This is a genomic window from Actinopolymorpha pittospori, assembly GCF_014873875.1.
GTDB lineage: Bacteria > Actinomycetota > Actinomycetes > Propionibacteriales > Actinopolymorphaceae > Actinopolymorpha > Actinopolymorpha pittospori.
Map to the genome: position 1 here is coordinate 1,808,459 of NZ_JADBEM010000001.1, position 18,687 is coordinate 1,827,145.

14 protein-coding genes are annotated in these 18,687 nt (G+C 70.2%); 11 read left to right on the forward strand and 3 right to left on the reverse strand.

The annotated features are described in order from the left end of the window. Positions 1-28: 28 nt before the first annotated feature. Entirely contained in the window at positions 29-1,351 is a 1,323-nt protein-coding gene (locus tag HEB94_RS08580) for an MFS transporter (RefSeq protein ID WP_192749403.1), read from the forward strand. A 95-nt stretch (positions 1,352-1,446) separates the two neighbouring features. On the opposite strand, the gene HEB94_RS08585 is transcribed toward HEB94_RS08580, so the two are convergent. Beyond that, positions 1,447-2,895 carry a CCA tRNA nucleotidyltransferase gene (locus tag HEB94_RS08585; RefSeq protein WP_337917527.1) on the reverse strand — a complete coding sequence of 483 codons (1,449 nt, stop codon included), beginning with the start codon at positions 2,893-2,895 and terminating at the stop codon, positions 1,447-1,449. A 108-nt stretch (positions 2,896-3,003) separates the two neighbouring features. Here HEB94_RS08585 and HEB94_RS08590 point away from each other — a divergent pair, with 108 nt between their 5' ends. The 8 genes from HEB94_RS08590 (at position 3,004) to HEB94_RS08625 (ending at position 13,709) form a co-directional block, all read left to right on the forward strand. Further along, positions 3,004-5,391, forward strand: a complete 2,388-nt coding sequence (locus tag HEB94_RS08590) for a DUF6049 family protein (RefSeq protein WP_192749404.1) — start codon at positions 3,004-3,006, stop codon at positions 5,389-5,391. After that, positions 5,388-7,082, forward strand: a complete 1,695-nt coding sequence (murJ, locus tag HEB94_RS08595) for a murein biosynthesis integral membrane protein MurJ (RefSeq protein ID WP_192749405.1) — start codon at positions 5,388-5,390, stop codon at positions 7,080-7,082. The genes HEB94_RS08590 and murJ overlap by 4 nt, the downstream gene beginning before the upstream one ends. A gap of 181 nt (positions 7,083-7,263) precedes the next feature. Beyond that, entirely contained in the window at positions 7,264-9,024 is a 1,761-nt protein-coding gene (locus HEB94_RS08600) for a protein kinase family protein (protein ID WP_192749406.1), read from the forward strand. Next, positions 9,021-9,773 carry an RNA polymerase sigma factor SigM gene (gene sigM / locus HEB94_RS08605; protein ID WP_192749407.1) on the forward strand — a complete coding sequence of 251 codons (753 nt, stop codon included), beginning with the start codon at positions 9,021-9,023 and terminating at the stop codon, positions 9,771-9,773. The genes HEB94_RS08600 and sigM overlap by 4 nt, the downstream gene beginning before the upstream one ends. Then, entirely contained in the window at positions 9,770-10,591 is an 822-nt protein-coding gene (locus tag HEB94_RS08610; protein WP_192749408.1) for a zf-HC2 domain-containing protein, read from the forward strand. Before sigM ends, HEB94_RS08610 begins: the two co-directional genes overlap by 4 nt. A 124-nt stretch (positions 10,592-10,715) precedes the next feature. Further along, positions 10,716-11,687 (forward strand): thioredoxin-disulfide reductase, encoded by a 972-nt coding sequence (gene trxB, locus HEB94_RS08615; RefSeq protein WP_192749409.1) that lies wholly within the window; start codon positions 10,716-10,718, stop codon positions 11,685-11,687. Between the two features lie 22 nt (positions 11,688-11,709). After that, positions 11,710-12,039, forward strand: a complete 330-nt coding sequence (gene trxA / locus HEB94_RS08620) for a thioredoxin (RefSeq protein WP_337917528.1) — start codon at positions 11,710-11,712, stop codon at positions 12,037-12,039. A gap of 512 nt (positions 12,040-12,551) precedes the next feature. Continuing rightward, positions 12,552-13,709, forward strand: a complete 1,158-nt coding sequence (locus HEB94_RS08625) for an N-acetylmuramoyl-L-alanine amidase (RefSeq protein ID WP_192749410.1) — start codon at positions 12,552-12,554, stop codon at positions 13,707-13,709. 318 nt (positions 13,710-14,027) lie between these two features. Here HEB94_RS08625 and HEB94_RS08630 read toward each other — a convergent pair whose 3' ends face one another. After that, on the reverse strand, positions 14,028-14,651 hold the full coding sequence (locus tag HEB94_RS08630) for a GNAT family N-acetyltransferase (protein WP_192749411.1): 624 nt from the start codon (positions 14,649-14,651) through the stop codon (positions 14,028-14,030). A 41-nt stretch (positions 14,652-14,692) separates the two neighbouring features. Then, positions 14,693-14,935 (reverse strand): hypothetical protein, encoded by a 243-nt coding sequence (locus HEB94_RS08635; RefSeq protein ID WP_192749412.1) that lies wholly within the window; start codon positions 14,933-14,935, stop codon positions 14,693-14,695. Positions 14,936-15,058: 123 nt separating this feature from the next. Between HEB94_RS08635 and HEB94_RS08640 the strand changes: the two genes are divergently transcribed. Both HEB94_RS08640 and HEB94_RS08645 read left to right on the forward strand, forming a co-directional pair. After that, the gene (locus tag HEB94_RS08640) at positions 15,059-16,378 is read left to right on the forward strand and encodes an aminotransferase-like domain-containing protein (RefSeq protein WP_192749413.1); all 1,320 of its coding nucleotides are present in this window, start codon (positions 15,059-15,061) and stop codon (positions 16,376-16,378) included. A gap of 37 nt (positions 16,379-16,415) precedes the next feature. Next, the gene (locus tag HEB94_RS08645; RefSeq protein ID WP_192749414.1) at positions 16,416-17,393 is read left to right on the forward strand and encodes a D-alanine--D-alanine ligase family protein; all 978 of its coding nucleotides are present in this window, start codon (positions 16,416-16,418) and stop codon (positions 17,391-17,393) included. Positions 17,394-18,687: the final 1,294 nt, after the last annotated feature.

Genomic DNA, 18,687 nt, shown 5'->3' on the forward strand with positions numbered 1-18,687 from the left:
CACGTCGTGCGCGGCCTAGCCTGCTCACGTGCAGTTCCTGCGCGATCTCCGGACACTTCTCCGCCACCGTTACTTCCGGCGGCTCTTCGCCGTCCGTCTGGTTTCGCAGCTTTCGGACGGCATCTTCCAGGTCGCTCTCGCGTCCTACGTCCTGTTCTCCCCCGAACGCCAACCCAACGCCACCGCCATCGCGATCGGATTCGCGGTGCTGTTGTTGCCGTTCTCCCTGCTCGGACCGTTCTGCGGTGTTCTGCTGGACCGTTGGTCGCGACGCCAGACGTTGTTGTGGTCGAACGTGATCCGGACCGGGCTCGTCCTGGTCGTCATCGCCACCGTGCTCCGCGACAACACGGGGCCGCTGTTCTTCCTCGCGGTCCTCGCCTGCCTTTCTGTCAACCGCTTCTTGCTCGCCGCGCTGTCAGCGGCGCTTCCGCACGTCGTCCCCACGAACCGGCTCGTGATGGCCAACGCCGTCTCACCCACCTGCGGCACGCTCGCCTTCCTCCTCGGGCTCGCCGTCGGGTCGGGACTGGAGGCGGTGAGCCCGGTGACCGGACGGGGTACCGACGTCGTCGTTCTCGGCGTGGGCGGCCTGGGATACCTGACGAGTGCCCTGCTCGCCCTGCGGATGCCGCGCCGCCTGCTCGGTCCCGACCTGCGGACCGAACAGCAGTACACCCGTGAGGCGGTCCGCCACGTCGTCCGTGGGCTCGTCGACGGTGCCCGGCACGTGCTGGACCGTCGGCCCGCGGCGTTCGGCCTGGCCGCGATCGGGGCACACCGTTTCTTCTACGGCATCTTCAGCGTCGTGATCATCCTGCTCTACCGCAACTACTTCGAGCCGAACAACGCCGACGCCGGGATCGCCGGCCTCGCCACGGCCGTGCTGGCCTCGGGGATCGGCTTCGGCGCCGCCGCCCTGCTCACCCCGATCGTCGTCCGCCGGATCCGCAAGGAAGCCTGGATCGTCATCCTGCTCCTGGCCGCCGCCGTGGTGGTCCTGGTGCCGGGCGCGTTGTTCACCCAGCCGGCCGTCCTGGTGACGGCCTTCGTGCTCGGCATCACCGCGCAGGGCATCAAGATCTGCGTCGACACCCTGGTGCAGGAGAACATCGACGACGCCTACCGCGGCCGGGTGTTCTCGCTCTACGACGTCCTCTTCAACGTCCTGATCGTCGCCTCCGCCGCCTGCGCGGCCGCCACGCTCCCCGCGACCGGCAAGTCCTACCTCGTGCTCGTGGTCGCGTCGATCGCCTACGTCGTCACCGCACTGGTCTACGCCCGGGCCACCGGCGTCGGGACCCGGCCACGCTCGCCCGCCGACGGCCGGAGTGAGGGCACGCTCCGCTGAACCGCGCCGTGCCAGCGCCGCGCTGCCGGGCCGTCGGACTCAGGGACTCGGACTCAGGGACTCGGACTCAGGGACTCGGGCTCAGGGCCTCGGGCTCAGGCCTTCGACTCCGGCTGCTCCTGCCACCAGCGCAGCAGCTCCGCGCGCACCGCGTCCTTGTCCATCGGACCCTGGTCGAGGCGGAGGTCGAGCAGGAACTTCCACGCCCGACCGACCAGCGGCCCGGCGCTGATCCCGAGCAGCTCCATGATCTCGTTGCCGTCGAGGTCGGGCCTGATCCGGCCGAGTTCCTCCTCCTCGGTCAGCCGCGCGACGCGTTCCTCAAGCTGGTCGTAGGTACGCTGCAGGGCGGCCGCCTTGCGCCGGTTGCGGGTGGTGCAGTCGGCGCGGGTCAGCACGTGGAGGCGGTCGAGCAGCGGGCCGGCGTCACGGACGTAGCGGCGTACGGCGGAGTCGGTCCACTCACCACCGCCGTAGCCGTGGAACCGCAGGTGCAGCTCCACGAGCCGGGACACCGCGTTGACCTGGTCGCTGGCGAAGCGCAGGGCGCGCATCCGCTTGGCGGTCAGCTTGGCGCCCTTGACCTCGTGGTGGTGGAAGGTCACCCGGCCGCCGCCCTCGAACCGTCGGGTCGCCGGCTTGCCGATGTCGTGCAGCAGCGCCGCGAACCTGGTGACGAAGTCCGGGCCACCCGAGCCGATCCGGTCCTCCATGGCGATCGCCTGGTCCAGGACGGTGAGGCTGTGCTCGTAGACGTCCTTGTGCCGGTGGTGCTCGTCGACCTCCAGCCGCAGGGCGGGCAGCTCGGGCAGGATCTGGTCGGCGAGGCCGGTGCTCACCAGCAGCTCCAGCCCGGCCCGCGGGTCCTCGCCGGTGATCAGCTTGACCAGCTCGTCGCGGACGCGTTCGGCCGAGACGATCGTGATCCGGTCGGACATCGCCCGGATCGCCGCGACGACCTCGGGCGCCACCGCGAAGCGCAGCTGGCTCGCGAACCGCGCCGCGCGCATCATCCGCAGCGGGTCGTCGGTGAAGGAGTCCTCGGGACGCCCGGGGGTACGCAGGACACCTGCCGCGAGGTCGGTCAGACCACCGAAGGGGTCGACGAGCTCTGTCCCGGGCAGCTTGACGGCGAGCGCGTTGACGGTGAAGTCTCGCCGACCCAGGTCGCCCTCGAGGGTGTCACCGTACGTCACCGCCGGCTTTCGACTGTCGGGGTCGTAGGCCTCCGCCCGAAACGTCGTGATCTCGATCCGCCAGTCGCCCTTACGCGCCCCGATCGTCCCGAACTCCCGGCCGATGTCCCAGACCGCGTCGGCCCAGCCGGCGATCAGCCGCTCGACCTGCTCGGGACGGGCGCTGGTGGTGAAGTCGAGGTCAGGACCCAGCCGGCCGAGGAGCGCGTCCCGTACGGAACCACCCACCAGCGCGAGCTGCTCTCCGGCTGCCCGGAAACGGGCACCAAGCTCGTCGATGACGGGGGCGATCCGCAGGAGTTCACGCACCCCGCGCTGCTGGGCCTCGCTCAGGCGCTCGTTCGACACGGGGAGCAAGCGTACGGCCTGGCCGCCCTCACGCCGAGCAAGGTGTCACGCGCAGTGGCCGGCGCCGAGGAGAGCAGACGATCAAGGTCGATGCCCTAGCATCAAGGGGTGCTGGCGGGTCGAGCGAAGTTCGTGGCCGCCGTCGTGGCGGTGCTGGCCTGCGTCGGGGGTCTCCTCACCGCGACCACCAAACCCGCCGCCGCGCAGACACCGAGAGTGCAGGTCCAGCTCGACTCGCTGACGCCCTACGCCACCAATTCGACGAAAACCCTGCGAATCACCGGGCGGGTGACCAACACCGGTGACATCCCGCTGTCCACGGTCAACGCGATGTTGTGGTTCGACGGGACGCCGCTCACCAACCGTGACCAACTCAACGCCGCGGCGGCCGAGACGCCGGGCGAACGGCTCGGCACCCGGCTGGACGAACCCTGGAGCCTCGTCGACGAGGTCGCTCCCACACTGCGGCCGCGGGCCACCGCGAAGTTCACCCTCAACGTGCCGATGAGCCGGATCGGCTTGCACGCCGCCGGCGTCTACGTCGTCGGCGTCGACATCCGGGCGACCTCGCCGGACTCCCAGATGCGGGAGACCTGGCGAGCCCGGTCGTTCCTGCCCTACGTCCCGAGCGGGACGAAGATGACCCCGGTCGAGGTCGCCTTCGTCCTCCCGGTCGTCGACCGGCCCCGCCTGGTGGAAGGCGACGTGCTGCAGGGCGCGACCGGGGTGAACGACGCGGGCGAGACGCCGAGCCTCTCGGAGTTCGCGCCGAACGGCCGGCTCAGCGAGCTGATCGACCTCGGCGCCAAACACGACCTGAGCTTCGCCGTCGACCCCGCGCTCCTCGACGAGGCCAGACGCATGTCGGACGGCTTCACCACCTCGGCCGGCACCCGGATCAACTCCGCCGCCACCACCGACGTCCGCAACTGGCTCAGCCGCGCCCGCGGCGTCCTGGGCGCCGGCGACACGCTGATGTTGCCGTACGCCGATCCTGACCTTCCGGCACTGCAGCGATACCGGCTCAGCGACCGCTTCACCCAGGCGGTCCAGGCCGCCGACCAGACCTCGGACCAGTTCCATGCCGCCGGGACGCTCGCCTGGCCGGGCAGCGGCTACGCCGACGCCGGGACGCTGGAGACGATCGCCGCGAGCAAGGCCCGCACGGTCCTGCTCTCCCAGAACGCCCTTCCCGGCCTGCCCAAGGACGGGTCCAGCCCGGTGGCCTCGCTCGCGACCCCCGAAGGCGCGGTCACCGCGCTCGTCTCCGACCCGACGTTGACCGCCGGTGGCCCGGCCGGCCAGACGTCCCCGGCCAGCATCCAGCAGCGGTTCCTCAGCGAGACCGCCCTCCTCGCGATGCAGCAGAACCCCGCGAGCGACCCGCCCACCAGCGACCTCCGGCGCGTCGTGGCGACGCTGCCACGCACCTGGGACCCCGGCCCCTCCGGCGAGACCCTGTTCAACACGGTCGAGTCGACGTCCTGGCTGCGCTCCCTGTCCGTCGGCGCGCTGCTGTCCCAGGCCCCGACCGCCTACGGCGGCCCGCTGCGCCCCTCCACCGCCGACCGCAAGGCCGAACTCGACCCCGACGTCGTCGACCATCTCCGGCAACTCTCCGCGACGAGCACCACGCTGCTGGACATGCTCGCCGAACCAGAGCGGTCCCGACCGGGCCTCGACCGGGGCTTCCTGCGTGGCGCGTCGACCGCCTGGCGGCAGAACCCGACCGAGGCCATCGCCCTCATCGACACGATGGACGAGCGGGTCCAGCAGGCGATCACCCGCGTCGAGGTGGTCCCGCCACGCCTGGTCACGTTGTCCAGCCAGAGCGGCCGCTTCCCGGTGACGATCTGGAACCGCGGCACCGAACCCGCCCTCGTCCGCCTCGAGGTGCGGCCGAGCGACCCGAGCGCGCTCAAGATCGCGCCCATCGAACCGATCCGCGTCGACCGCAACCGCAAGGCCACCGTGAGCGTCACCGCCGAGACGTCGACCGGCGGCGCGGTCCAGATGGAAGCCCGCCTGACGACCCGCTCCGGGACGGCGTTCGGCCCCACCCAGTCCTTCCCCGTGCGGGTCACCGGCTACGGTCAGGTCGGCTGGGTCGTCATCTGGATCGGCCTCGGTCTGATCCTGCTGGCCGCGAGCACCCGGATCTTCAAGCGGGTCCGGGGGGCGATGAGCGGCCAGAACGCCGACACCGAGACCGGTACGGAGACCGCTCGACCGGCCGATCCGAAGGCTCCCGCCGGGAGCGGCGGAGCACCGGCGCGGGCATCCCGGGACGGGCCGGATCCAGAACCGACGTCGGAGGCCACAACGGAGCCGACAACGGAGCCGAGGGCTGAAGGGACAGCGGAGCCGAAGGCGGCCTCCAACGGCCACGTCACGACGCCGGAGGAGTCCGGCACGTCCGAGGAGTCCGGCGAGCCGGGCGGCCACGACACCCCGCCCGGTCCACCCGACCACGACATGACGAAAGCGAAGCGTTGAGCGGAGACATCGCTGCTACCGAGAAGACGCCGCAGCAGGAGGAGTCCAGCCTGCTGCGTGCCGGCGCCGTCATGGCGCTCGGCACCATGGTGTCCCGCGTCACCGGCTTCGGCAAAAGTGTGGTGCTCGTCTGGGCCATCGGCACGACGTTCTTCGCCGACACCTTCAACCTCGCCAACACCGTCCCGAACTCGCTGTACTTCCTGATCGCCGGCGGCGCCCTCAACGCCGTCTTCGTGCCCCAGCTGGTCCGTGCGATGAAGAACGACCCGGACGGCGGCCAGGCGTTCGGGCAACGCCTGCTCACCCTGGCCACCACCATCCTCCTCGGGATGAGCGTGGTGGCGGTGCTGTGCGCCCCGCTGCTGATCCGGGCCTACTCCGGCAGCGACATGACCTCGCCCGCCAACCGGCCCTACTTCGATCTCGCCGTGGCCTTCGCGTGGTACACGCTGCCGCAGATCTTCTTCTTCGGTCTGTACGTCATCCTCGGGCAGATCCTGAACGCCCGCGGCCGCTTCGGTCCCATGATGTGGGCGCCGATCCTCAACAACCTGGTCGCCATCGCCGTCTACGTGTCGTTCATCGTCGTCTCCGACGCCGACACGCCGCAGGAGATCACCGGCGGGGAGATCGCGTTGCTCGGCCTCGGCGCGACGCTGGGGATCGCGGTCCAGGCGCTGTGCCTCCTCCCGGTGCTACGCCGGGCCGGCTTCAAGCTCCGCCCGCGGTTCGACTTCCGCGGTGGCGGCATCGGCAAGTCCAGCAAGCTCGCGCTGTGGACGATCGGCTTCGTCCTGGTCAACCAGGTGTGGTTCGTCGTCGCCACCCGGCTGACCACCGGAGTCAGCACCGAGGCCCTCGCGAAGTTCGGGGACGAGAGCGCCTACGGCCTCACCCCGTACCTCAACGCCTACCAGATCCTGATGCTGCCGCACGCCGTGATCACCGTCTCGATCGTCGCGGCGCTCCTGCCTCGGATGAGTCGCTCCGCTGCGGACGGTGACCATCGACGGGTCCGCGCGGACCTGTCGTACGGCCTGCGCGTCACCGCGGCGGCCATCATCCCGGCCTCGGTCGCGTTCCTCGCCCTCGGTCCGGACCTGACCGGCACGCTGTACTTCTTCCTCGACAGTGGCGGAGGCGACGCCCACGCACGGTTCGTGGGCTACGTGCTGATGGGCTTCGCACTCGGTCTGGTCGGCTTCTCCAGCCACCACATCGTGCTGCGCGGCTTCTACGCCTACGAGGACACCCGTACGCCGGTCTTCGTCCAGATGGGCCTCGTCCTCGCCGGCATCGCGTGCGCGGTGACCGCCTACTTCGTCCTCCCGGTGCAGTGGAAGACCGTGGGGATCGCGGCGGCCTACGGCATCAGTTACTGGGTCGGGTTCTTCATCAGCCTCACCGTCCTGCGCCGGCGACTCGGCGGGGTCGACGGCCGACACCTGCTGAGTACCTACCTGCGGGCGGGCGCGGCGGCCCTGATCCCCGGAGTGGTCGCCTACGGCCTGTCCCGGCTGCTCACCACGGCCTTCGGCGACGGCCTGCTCGTGGAGGTGATCGCCCTGCTGTCCGGCGGTGTCATCCTCCTCGGCGGCTACCTCCTCCTCGCCAGGGTCTTCCGGATTCGGGAGATCTCCGAACTCCTCGGCCTGGTCCGTGGCCGGCTCGGCCGCAGCGCGGCATAGCCCACACTCCCAAGACGCAACCAACAACGCACCCTGATGCGTCTGCTGTATGGGCCCCTGTGCCCACAACTCAGGGGAGGTCGTCGTCGCCGGGCAAGCGCCGGGCGACTTCGGGCATTAGCATGTAACCGCCAGTCAGACATCCGGGACGGATCACCGTCCCTCGGCGAGCAGGAGGGCCGTGCATCCGACTGATGTCGACCCAGGCGTGACGCTCGCCGGCCGCTACCGGGTCGCCGAACTGCTCGCGGAGACACCCGGCGACGGCGGGGTGGCTCAGACCTGGCGTGCGATCGACGAGGTGCTCTCGCGCTCGGTGGTCGTCCACGTGCTCGCGGCCGACGACCCACGCGCTGAGCAGCTACTCGAGGCGTCCCGTCGGGCCGCCACGGCCGCCGACGTCCGCTTCATTCGCGTCCTCGACGCGCTTCGTGACGACGGCGTGGCCTACGTCGTCCGCGAGTGGGTGGCCGGCCGAAGCCTCGGCGCCCTGCTCGCCGACGGCCCCCTTCCCCCGCAGCAGGCCGGGCTGCTGGTCCGTGAGGTCGCCGAGGCACTCGCCCGGGCACACGACCAGGAGCTGGCCCACGAGCGGCTCGATCCCGACAGCATCGTCGTCACCGACACCGGATCGGTGAAGATCGTCGGACTCGCGACCCAGGCGGCGCTCTCCGGTGACGGCGGAGCCACCCACTCCGAGACCGACGCGCAACGCATCGACGCCCTCGGGCTCGGCCGACTGCTCTACGCCGCGCTGACCGCGAAGTGGCCGACCGGTCCACGCAGCGGACTCAACGCCGCCCCGCGCGCCGCCGACGGCACCCTGTTGTCCCCACGGCAGTGCCGCGCCGGCGTCCCGCGCTCCCTCGACGAGATCACCGAACGCATCCTGTCCGAGCATCCTCGGCACGGCTCCCCGCTCACCACGCCACGGGAGATCGCCACGGCGTTGACGGAGGTCGTCGGCGTCACCCCCATCGAGGGCGTTCTGCCGCCGGGATCGATCCCTGCCGGCCGTGAGCACGGCAGCAGGGTGAGCGTGCCAGAGTCCCACTCGTCGTCCTACTCCTCCTACACCGACGAGCCGACCCAGGTCGGCGCGCCACCCGTCGGTGGCCGGCCCGCGCACAACGGCACCAACGGCAACAGCGGCGCCCCTACCGTCCACACCTCGTTCAACGGCGACGACCAGTCGTCGCACATGTCGGCCGAGGACGAGGCGACCCGCACCGCGATGCGGCCCCGGGGCACCTACCCGCCGCCGCGGACCGCGCCGCCCCGGCCCTACGTCACGCCGTCACGGCAGGGCCCCCACTGGTGGCGCATCGCCGGCGCGGTGGTCGGCCTGCTCCTGCTGGCCGGCGCAGGTCTGCTCGGCTGGCAGCTGATGACCGCGGCGTTCGACAACCCCGGACCCAACCCCACGACCTCGGCCACGGGCGGCACCTCGCCCACCTCGACGCCGACCCGCACGGCGGCAGCCGGCACGGTCGTTCCGATCGCTTCGGCCAAGGACTACGACCCACCGCCGGACGGCAACGGCGAGGAGCATCCGGAGGAGATCCGGCAGGCCTACGACGGCAACCCGTCCACGATGTGGACCACGATGTCCTACCACAACGACCCGAACCTCGGCGGCATCAAGGCGGGCGTGGGTCTGTGGGTCGACCTCGGCAAGGTCGAGGACGTCGGCAGTGTCGACGTCAGCCTGCGCAAGGGCGGCACCGACATCGAGCTGCTGGCGGCACCGGAGAGCGCCGCGAGCGCGCCCACGGGCATCGACGGATGGCAGCGAGTCGCATCGACGTCCGCTGACACCAAGGTCAGCCTCAAACCAAAGGAGCCGGTGCGCGCCCGCTACCTCCTCCTCTGGCTGACGAAGCTTCCGCCAGACGGCGGCGACTACCGCGGTGGTATTTCGGAGATCGTCGTACGCCGATGACCACCAGCACACCGAGCAGCCTTGCCGGGGGCGACGAAGCACTCGATGACAAGGAACTCCTCGCTCGGCACGTGGCCGGAGACCCCGAAGCCTTCGCCAGCTTGTTCCGTCGACACCGCGACCGGTTGTGGGCGGTGGCCCTCCGTACGCTGTCCGACCCCGAGGAAGCCGCCGACGCGCTGCAGGACGCCCTGATCTCGGCGTTCCGCAACGCCGCGCAGTTCCGGGGCGAGTCCGCGGTCACCACCTGGCTGCACCGTGTGGTGGTCAACGCGTGCCTGGACCGCGTACGCCGCCGCGCGGTGCGGGCCGCCGACCCGCTGCCCGAGGACGACCACGCCGCGGAGCTCGCCGCCGCCCGGCCGCCGGACCCGGCCGAGGCGCAGGAACTCCGGATCGACGTCCTCACGGCGCTCGACACCCTCAACCCCGACCAGCGGGCCGCGATCGTTCTGGTCGACATGGAGGGCTACTCCGTGGAGGAGGCGGCTCAGATCCTGGAGTGCGCGCCCGGCACAATCAAGAGCCGGTGCGCGCGCGGTCGGGCCAAGCTCGTCCCCCTTCTGACACACCTGCGACCAGGTTCGGCTGGCGTCGCCGGAGAGACCGATTCCGGCGGGAACCACGCTGTGTCACCTGACGTCCAAGGCCTGCGGAGGACCGGATCAGACGTCGAGCCGTCTCCGCCCAGGCCAACGGCCGGCAGTAGCCGGCGCAGCGCACAACGACGTGGAGGTGAGGCGAAGTGACCGCCAGCTCGCACGTCGACGACGACGTTCTCGCCGACGCCCACGCCGGGTTACTGTCCGAAGCGGACGCCGCCCAGGTCGAGGCGCACCTCGCCGGCTGTGCCGAGTGCGCGGCCGCCGACCAGGCGCTGACTGATCTTGAGGACCTGCTCCGCGACGCGGGCGCGACCCCGCTCCCGATGCCGGCGGCGGTCGCCGACCGGTTGGAGGCGACACTCCAGGACGAGTCCCTCGCCAGGTCGCGCGAGACCGGCGTGGCCTCCCTCGTGACGGCGCGCCACCGCGATCACGTCCGGTCCGGGCGGCTGCGGCCGCGACACATTCTCGCCGCGGCGGCCAGCGTCGCCGTCCTCGCGGTGGGCGGGATCGCCGCCGTGTCCCTGGTCGACCGTGACGGCGGCACACCGGTCGCCGAAGGGCCCGGCACCACCCGCTCGGCGACGGCCACTCCCGGCCCGACCACGCCGGGCAACTACGCCTTCAAGCCAGACGCCGGCCGGACCGATGTGTCCAAGGCCGGATTCGCCGCGGCGGTGGGTGGGATGGTCACGGCCGCACCGGCCGGCACCGGCAAGGATCTTCGGCCCAACGGCAGCACCGGCATCGCCGGCAACCCCAACGTCTGCATCGCCCGGCTCCTGAATAACAAGGACGCCGGAAACGTTCTCGACACCGTGCCCGGAAAGTTCGAGGGCACCGCGGTGATCCTGGTGCTCACGGCCGCCCGAGGCGGGTCCGACCTGCACGTGTACGCCGTGGCGGGCTGCTCCGGCGGGCAGGGACGAATCGTGCAGGACGCTCCCATTTCGACGCGCTGACCGCCTCGCCGGTCCCGTCGGGGAGTCGCACACCGCCCGACGCGCTGACCATGGAATGCCGGGCACCTAGGATCGGTTACCCCAGGGGCAACGACAGGGTTGCCGTTCGAGAGCGAGGTAGTCCGTGTCCGATGTCCGCAATGTGATTGTGATCGGATCCGGCCCGGCCGGTTACACCGCAGCGCTCTACGCCGGCCGCGCGCGGCTCCAGCCGCTCGTCTTCGAGGGGTCGGTCGAGGCCGGTGGCGCCTTGATGAACACCACCGACGTCGAGAACTTCCCCGGCTTCCCAGACGGGATCATCGGCCCGGACCTGATGGACAACTTCCGCAAGCAGGCCGAGCGCTTCGACGCCGAACTCATCGCCGACGACATCCAGAGCGTCGACCTGACCGGTGAGATCAAGGTCGTCCGGGACTCCGCCGGTGCCGAGTACCGCGCCTACTCCGTGATCCTCGCGATGGGCTCGGCCTACCGCAAGCTCGGCATTCCGGGCGAAGCGGAACTGTCCGGGCACGGGATCTCCTGGTGTGCGACCTGTGACGGCTTCTTCTTCCGGGAGCAGGAGATCGCCGTGGTCGGTGGCGGTGACTCCGCGCTCGAGGAGGCCATGTTCCTCACGAAGTTCGCGACGTCGGTCACCGTGATCCACCGGCGTGACCAGCTTCGGGCCAGCAAGATCATGCAGGACCGCGCGTTCGCCAACGACAAGATCCGGTTCCTGTGGGACACCGAGGTGCTCGAGGCGGTCGGCGCGGGCAAGCTGGAAGGCTTGCGGGTCCGCAACGTGAAGACCGGTGAGGAGTCCACGCTCAACGTGACGGGCTTCTTCGTCGCGATCGGTCACGATCCGCGCAGCGCCCTGGTCCGTGGCCAGGTCGACCTGGACGAGGAGGGGTACGTCCAGACGCAGGCCCCCTCGACCCGGACCAACCTGCCCGGTGTCTTCGCCGCCGGAGACCTGGTCGACAGCACCTACCGCCAAGCCATCACCGCAGCCGGCACCGGCTGCTCCGCCGCCCTGGACGCCGAGCGTTACCTGGCGGCACTGGAAGACGACACGGCCGTGCGCAGCGCGCAGACCGTGGAGGCCTGAGAAAGTATCGAGAGGAGACACCGTGGGCGACATCAAGCCGGTGACCGATGCCGAGTTCCTGACAACGGTCCTGCAGAGCGACAAGCCAGTGGTCGTGGACTTCTGGGCTGAGTGGTGTGGGCCGTGCCGTCAGGTCGCGCCCGTGCTGGAGGAGTTGGCCGTCGAGTACGCGGACAAGATCACCTTCGTCAAGCTGAACGTCGACGAGAACACCCAGACGCCGCTCGAGTACCGCGTCACCGGTATTCCGACCATCAACGTCTACGTCGGTGGTCAGGTCGTCAAGTCGCTGGTCGGGGCCCGCCCCAAGGCGGCGATCAAGGCCGAGCTCTCCGAGCTCGTCCCTGCCTGACGAGCGAGTACGGACGCGCTTCGGCGCCGTCCGCGCCAGCAGCACCAACGGGGCCCCGGTCGGGCGCCGCCCGCTCCGCCACCAGGCGGGCGGGCGGCCTCTCGGCCGGGGCCCTTCACTGTGTCGACTCACTGTGTCGACCCGCCCGGAACGACGGGTATGTCCGGTCACGGCCGATGTGCACCAAGCCATGGCGGCGGCCTCCAAGGCCCCGCGAGCACTCGGGCGGAAGCCGCTCCCCACGGGGGTGGCCCGGCCGGGCCACCCTCGATCCCCCACCGGTAACCCCCTCCCGGGTAGGCCACTCCGGCGTAGGGGCCCAGGGGTAGGCCCCACCCGGCGGAGGCCCGGGGCTCCGTGGTCCCCTCCCGTACCCGCCGGAAGCCACGAACCCCACACTGGTCAGGGAGGCACGGCGACGAGAGGTGAGTGCGGTAGGTCAGCATGGATAGCATGGCGACGCCGATCGGGCCCAGCCTGAGCTCGTACGCACAGTCACATCGGAGGCGCCCATGACCGAGCACCGATACGGGCTGGGCGACCGCGGTCCCGCGGTGGCCGAGATCCGCACCAAGCTGGTCCAGCTCGGAATTCTTCCCCCGACGGAGGAGTCCACCGAGTCCACCGAGTCCGCAGTCGACGCCGTCTTCGACCAGAGGGTCGACCAGGCGGTTCGGCAGTTCCAGCAGCAGCGCGGCCTGACCGCGCACGGTGTCGTCGACTCCGAGACCTACCGGGTGCTCGAGGAGGCCCGCTGGCGCCTCGGTGACCGACTGCTGTCGTACGTCGCGGGCCATCTGCTCATCGGGGACGACGTCGGGACCCTCCAGCGCAGGCTCCTCGAGCTCGGCTTCGAGATCGACCGTGTCGACGGTGTCTACGGACCCAAGACCGAGCACGCGGTCAAGGAGTTCCAACGCAGCGTCGGCGCGCCCTCCGACGGCACCTGCGGTCCGGCGACGTTCAAGGCGCTCGCCCGCCTCTCCCCGATCGTCACCGGTGGTCGGGCTGACGCGCTACGTGAGTCCGAACGCGTCCACCGGTCCGGGCCCCGGCTCCCCGGGAAGGTCGTGGTCATCGACCCGGGTCACGGTGGTGCCGACCGCGGCTGCTCCGCCAACGGCCTGTCGGAGGCGGAGATCGCCTTCGACCTCGCCTCCCGCATCGAGGGCCGGCTCGCGGCCACCGGCGTCCGCGTGTTCCTGACCAGGGGCCGCGACGCGAGCCCCGACGAGGCCACCCGGGCCCGGTTCGCCAACGAGACGAACGCCGACCTGGTCGTCTCCCTCCACGTCGACGAGCACCCCAACCCGCAGGCGAGCGGGGTGGCGACGTACTTCTACGGCACGGCGGGCTCTGACGACGACATGCGTTCCACCCTCGGCGAACGCTTCGCCGGCCTCGTCCAGCGGGAGATCGTCGCCCGCACCGACCTGCGGGACTGCCACACCCACGCCAAGACCTGGGATCTGCTCCGCCACACCCAGATGCCGACCGTCCGGGTGGAGCTCGGCTACGTCAGCAACCCCGGCGACGCGAGCCGCATCTCCGACCCGGGGTTCCGCGACGTCGTCGCCGAGGCCATCGTGGTCGCCGTCCAGCGGGTCTACCTTCCGCCGGACATGGACACTCCGACCGGCGTCCTACAGCTCGGCGAACTGATCCGCTAGGTCTTCTCCTTCCGGAGCACCTCCGGAAGGAGGCCGAAAGGTCCGACCAGGCGTGGAGAAACCTCCGTCAACCGGTGGTTGCGCAACGACCTCGGCGGGCGGCCGGATCCCTCGTCGCCGTCAACCAGTGGTTGCTCACCCGCGCCCGTTGTGACGTCAATCCGTCCTTGCCAGCCCGGCGAACCCACCGCGACAGCCGCTGTCGCTCTGTCAACGCTCACCTGACACGCGAGGGCTTCGTCCGACCGGCTTTCCCACCGGGGGCTGTGCGAGCTGTGACCCACGAGTACGCCAGGCGAGGTGGAGCCAGGACACGACCTAGGCGGGGTGCGGGACGCCCTCGGGTGTCATCGAGTCGATCAGCTTCTCCAGCGCGGCTTCGACGTCCTCCTTCCAGGTGAGGACGTTGCGCAGATCGATCCGCAGCCGCGGATAGCGGTGATGGGGGCGTACGGTCTTGAAACCCACCGAGAGCAGGAACTCCGCCGGGACCACACACCCCGGGCGCTCCCACTTCGCGTCGCCGAACACCTCGACCGCGCGGACGCCGCGTTTGAGCAGGTCCTTCGCCACGCTCTGGATCATCACCCGGCCGAGCCCGCCCCCTGCGAAGTCGGGCAGCACCCGCACCGTCATCAGCAGGACCGCGTCGGCGCTGACCGGGGAGGTCGGAAAGGCCACCGAACGCGGCACGTAGGAGGGTGGTGCGTACAGGGCGAAGGCGGCGAGAACATCCCCGACGTAGCAGACCTTCCCGCACGAACCCCAGTCCAGCAGAGTCGCGGAGAGCCACGCCTCCTTCTCCAGCGCCGGGTCGCCGGCGTCCTCGGCCCGCTGACGAGCCACCGGATCGAGTTCCCAGAACACACACCGGCGGCAGGGCCTTGGCAGATCGTCGAGGTTGTCGAGCGTGACGTTGACGAGGCGGCGTGTCGTACTCATGTCTCCTCGCTACCCGGATCCTGACCGGTCTACGGCGATGTCTAGGCCCGGTTGTCGCGGCCCGCTTTGTCGGAAAGGTCCGCAACCGCCGCTCCGTCCGGATGCGTGGGTTGCGTGGGTTGCGTGGCGGTGTGGTCGGCCGAGGCGACAGGCGCGGCGTATCCGCCCGCGTAGGCCGTGACTAAAGGCTCCGGTCCGGATGAATGTCGCTTCAGGAGGCCGGTGGCAAATCCGGCAAGCGCCCCCGCACCGATCCCCATCAGAATCCAGGTGACGATCCGCATGACTACCCTTCTGGCGATGACCCCACTCCCCGCGGGCCCGCTCTATAGGGCATCGTAGTAGCGAGTGGGCAGCCTGGGTGCCAAGGGCTGCGCGCTTCCACCGTGAGAGGAGCGTACGCCGCTATGGAGGACAGTCCGGAGCACCGGCCCGTACACCGCGAGACCCGGTTCGACGCCGATGTCGCGAGGTACGCGGCACGAGCTAAGGGCATGGTCGCCTCCGAGATCCGCGCACTGTTCTCCGTCGCCAACCGGCCCGAGGTCGTCTCCCTGGCCGGCGGCTCGCCCAACATCTCCGGCCTCCCTCTCGACGTGGTCGGTTCCCTGCTCAACGAGCTCGTCGTCGACCACGGCACGATCGCGATGCAGTACTGCGGCGCCCAGGGAGACCCCTTCCTGCGTGAGCAGATCACCGACGTGATGTCGCAGGTCGGCATTGACGCCAGCCCCGACGACGTCGTGGTGACTGTTGGTAGCCAGCAGGCGCTCGACCTGGTGACGAAGATCTTCTGCGACCCCGGCGACGTCGTTCTCTGCGAGGCTCCGAGCTACGTCGGAGCGCTGGGCGTCTTCGCCGCCTACCAGTGCGACGTCGTGCACGTCGAGATGGACGACGAGGGCCTGATCCCCGAACACCTCGAGAACGCCCTTGCCAGGCTCACCGCGGTCGGCCGCCGCGTGAAGTTCCTCTACACCATCCCGAGCTACCACAACCCGATGGGCGTGTCGCTCGGCGCGACGCGACGGTCCCAGATCCTCGACATCTGCCACCGCTACGACGTCCTGGTGGTCGAGGACGACCCCTACGGCCTCCTCGGCTTCGAGGGCGAGCCGTACCGCGCGCTGCGCGCGGACGACACCGCGCGGGTGGTCTATCTCGGCTCCTTCTCCAAGACGTTCGCCCCCGGATTCCGGGTCGGCTGGGCGCTGGCCCCCCACGCGATCCGCGACAAGCTGGTGCTCGCCCAGGAGTCGGCGACGCTGTGCCCGCCGACGTTCAGTCAGTTCGCCGTCTCGACCTATCTCGCCAACCACGACTGGAAGGGCCAGATCAAGTCCTTCCGGGAGATGTACCGCGAGCGGCGCGACGCGATGCTCGAGTCCCTCGCCGACCTCATGCCCGCGACCACGAAGTGGACCACCCCGAAGGGCGGTTTCTTCGTCTGGGTGACCCTCCCGGAGGGGATCGACTCCAAGGCGATGTCGCCGCGCGCTGTGACGGCTCGGGTGGCGTACGTGCCGGGAACGGCGTTCTACGCCGACGGATACGGCAGCCAGAACATACGGCTGTCGTACTGTTTGCCCCCGCCGGACCGGATCCGGGAGGGTATCCGCAGATTGGCCGCCGTGGTCGAACGGGAAATGGAACTCCGGGAGACCTTCGGACCGCTGGACAGCGGCCGAGGTGAAGGCGTCGAGTTCCCCGGCCCCGAAGTGCAGTGATGGTCGGCGGGTCCGGGTGGTGACGAAGGGACGACAGATGAGCGATCTTGGCCGCGTTCTGGTACTCGCGGGAGGGCTCTCGCACGAACGCGACGTGTCCCTTCGTTCGGGTCGCCGCGTCAGCGAGGCCCTTCGTGCGGTCGGTGTCGACGTCGAGGAACGGGACGCCGACGCCGGGCTCATCCCCGCACTCCAGGACGACCCGCCCTCAGCCGTGTTCCCGCTGCTGCACGGCGTGGCCGGCGAGGACGGCGCCCTGCGCGAGGTGCTCGACCTCCTGGGCGTTCCCTACGCCGGCTCCACGCCGGTCGCCTGCCGGTCAGCCTTCGACAAGCCGGTCGCCAAGACGATCGTCGCCGCGGCCGGGGTCCACACCCCGCCGTCGGTGGTCCTCCCGCACGAGATCTTCCGTGAGCTCGGTGCGCAGACGGTCCTCGAACGCATCGTGGACCGGCTCGGGCTGCCCCTCGTGGTCAAGCCCACCCGCGGCGGCTCCGCGCTCGGCTGCAGCGTCGTGCGCGGAATTCCCGAACTCCCCGCGGCGATGGTGAGCTGCTTCGCCTACGGCGACGTCGCGCTCCTCGAACGCCACATCGCCGGCACCGAGGTCAGCGTGACGGTCATCGACACCGGTGAGGGTCCCCGGGCACTCCCCGCGGTCGAGATCGTCCCGGACAGCGGCATCTACGACTACGCGGCCCGCTACAACGCCGGCGCCACGGAGTTCGTCGCGCCGGCACGCCTCACCGAGGAGACCGCCGCGGCGTGTGCCGAGGCGGCGCTCGCGGCGCACCGGGCGCTCGACCTGCGCGACCTGTCACGTACCGACCTGATCGTCGACTCCGACGGGATCCCGTGGTTCCTCGAGGTCAACGTCGCCCCCGGGATGACCGAGACCTCGCTCGTACCGCTGGCGTTCGAGTCGGCCGGGCTCGACCTGGGCGTGGTCTGCCGCGAACTCCTCGACAGCGCGGCCCGTCGACCCCGTCCGGCGACGGATCCCGCGTCTTCCTGACCTCCACCCGCGATCGGTTACGCCCAGCCCCAGGAGCACGGGGCTCGGGCACCCGCGCCTCGCGTCTGTCTCACCGGCCCTGGTAGCGAGCCTGGCTCCTTCATGCGCCGACCCCGCCGCGTTGGAGCCGCAGAGGACCTGCGGACTGGTGCACTCCGGGACCTGACCATCCTCCGATCGCGTCGCGCACCCTGCGGCCCCCCAGTCACATCGCGCACCTGGTCGTGCCATGCCCGTCGGGAGGTCCACAGCGCCGCCTCCCGTACGTACGGGCGGCTTGGATGCCCTGGCACCCTCAGGGGTCCTGGTGGCTTCACAGGCCCTCTGAGGCCGTGCTGGCCCCCCACGACTGGGCAGACCGGACTTCGCCCGACGCCGTTCCCTCCGAAGGTTGGTTTGGTCCGACAGACTCCGGGCAAGTCTTGGGATACGCCCTGACGGCGACTCCCCGACTTCCAGCACACGCAGCTCCGTCGGTCCGCTGTCGAGCGTCTCGGTTACCACAGCGCTCCTGTTGATCGGGTCCCCGTGCTCTCCCACGCGACCGACTCTGAACTCGGGTTCGCGAAGGCTCCGGAACGCTACGCACCAACCTGTGGATCACCTGTGGATATCTCTGTTGTTGTCCACCTCTGGCGGTCCGGAACGGCGCTCCGCGTGAGCTCCGGTCGCCGTAACCCACAGCGTGGCGGTCGTGCTCACTGCGTACACCACTGTGGAACTCGATGTGGAAAAAGCTGGGGATACGTGCGTGTGAGTGCTGCCCTCACCGGCCGCCGACGCCTGGGCTCGCCGGTCGCACATGCGGTCATCAGCCGCCTGCTGGCGACGTGCACGGCCTCTGACCTGCGACGTTGTGCGCTGACGCGCAGGTTTCCCTTAGCGGTGGCGGTGGTTCCACGTGAAACCAGGACCCCGCCAGCACTGGCCTCCTGGGCTGGGGAAAGAAGCAGCCGCTCCGACGTCGGGTCGCTGTCAAGCCAATCCTTCTGGGGATAACCAAGCGATTCCGTGGACAACCGCGATCCCTGTGGATGGTTGCCTGCTGCGTCCCGTCTCACCCGGATGGCTTCGGCAGCTGTGCCGCTGCTGGGGTAGGACCGCCCAAAGTGCTCGACGGTTGTCCGGCCGTCAGTTGGCGCCGAGCAAGGCTGCCCGGTGCAGTCGAACGGAGCCCGCTCCCATGCGCCGACCTTCCCAGTGCGACCGGCGTCGCCAGGACGTCACCGAGCCCCCGGGTCAGCGCGAGGCCGACCCGGTGCGGCCCTCGGCTCACCGAGGACATCATCGACGC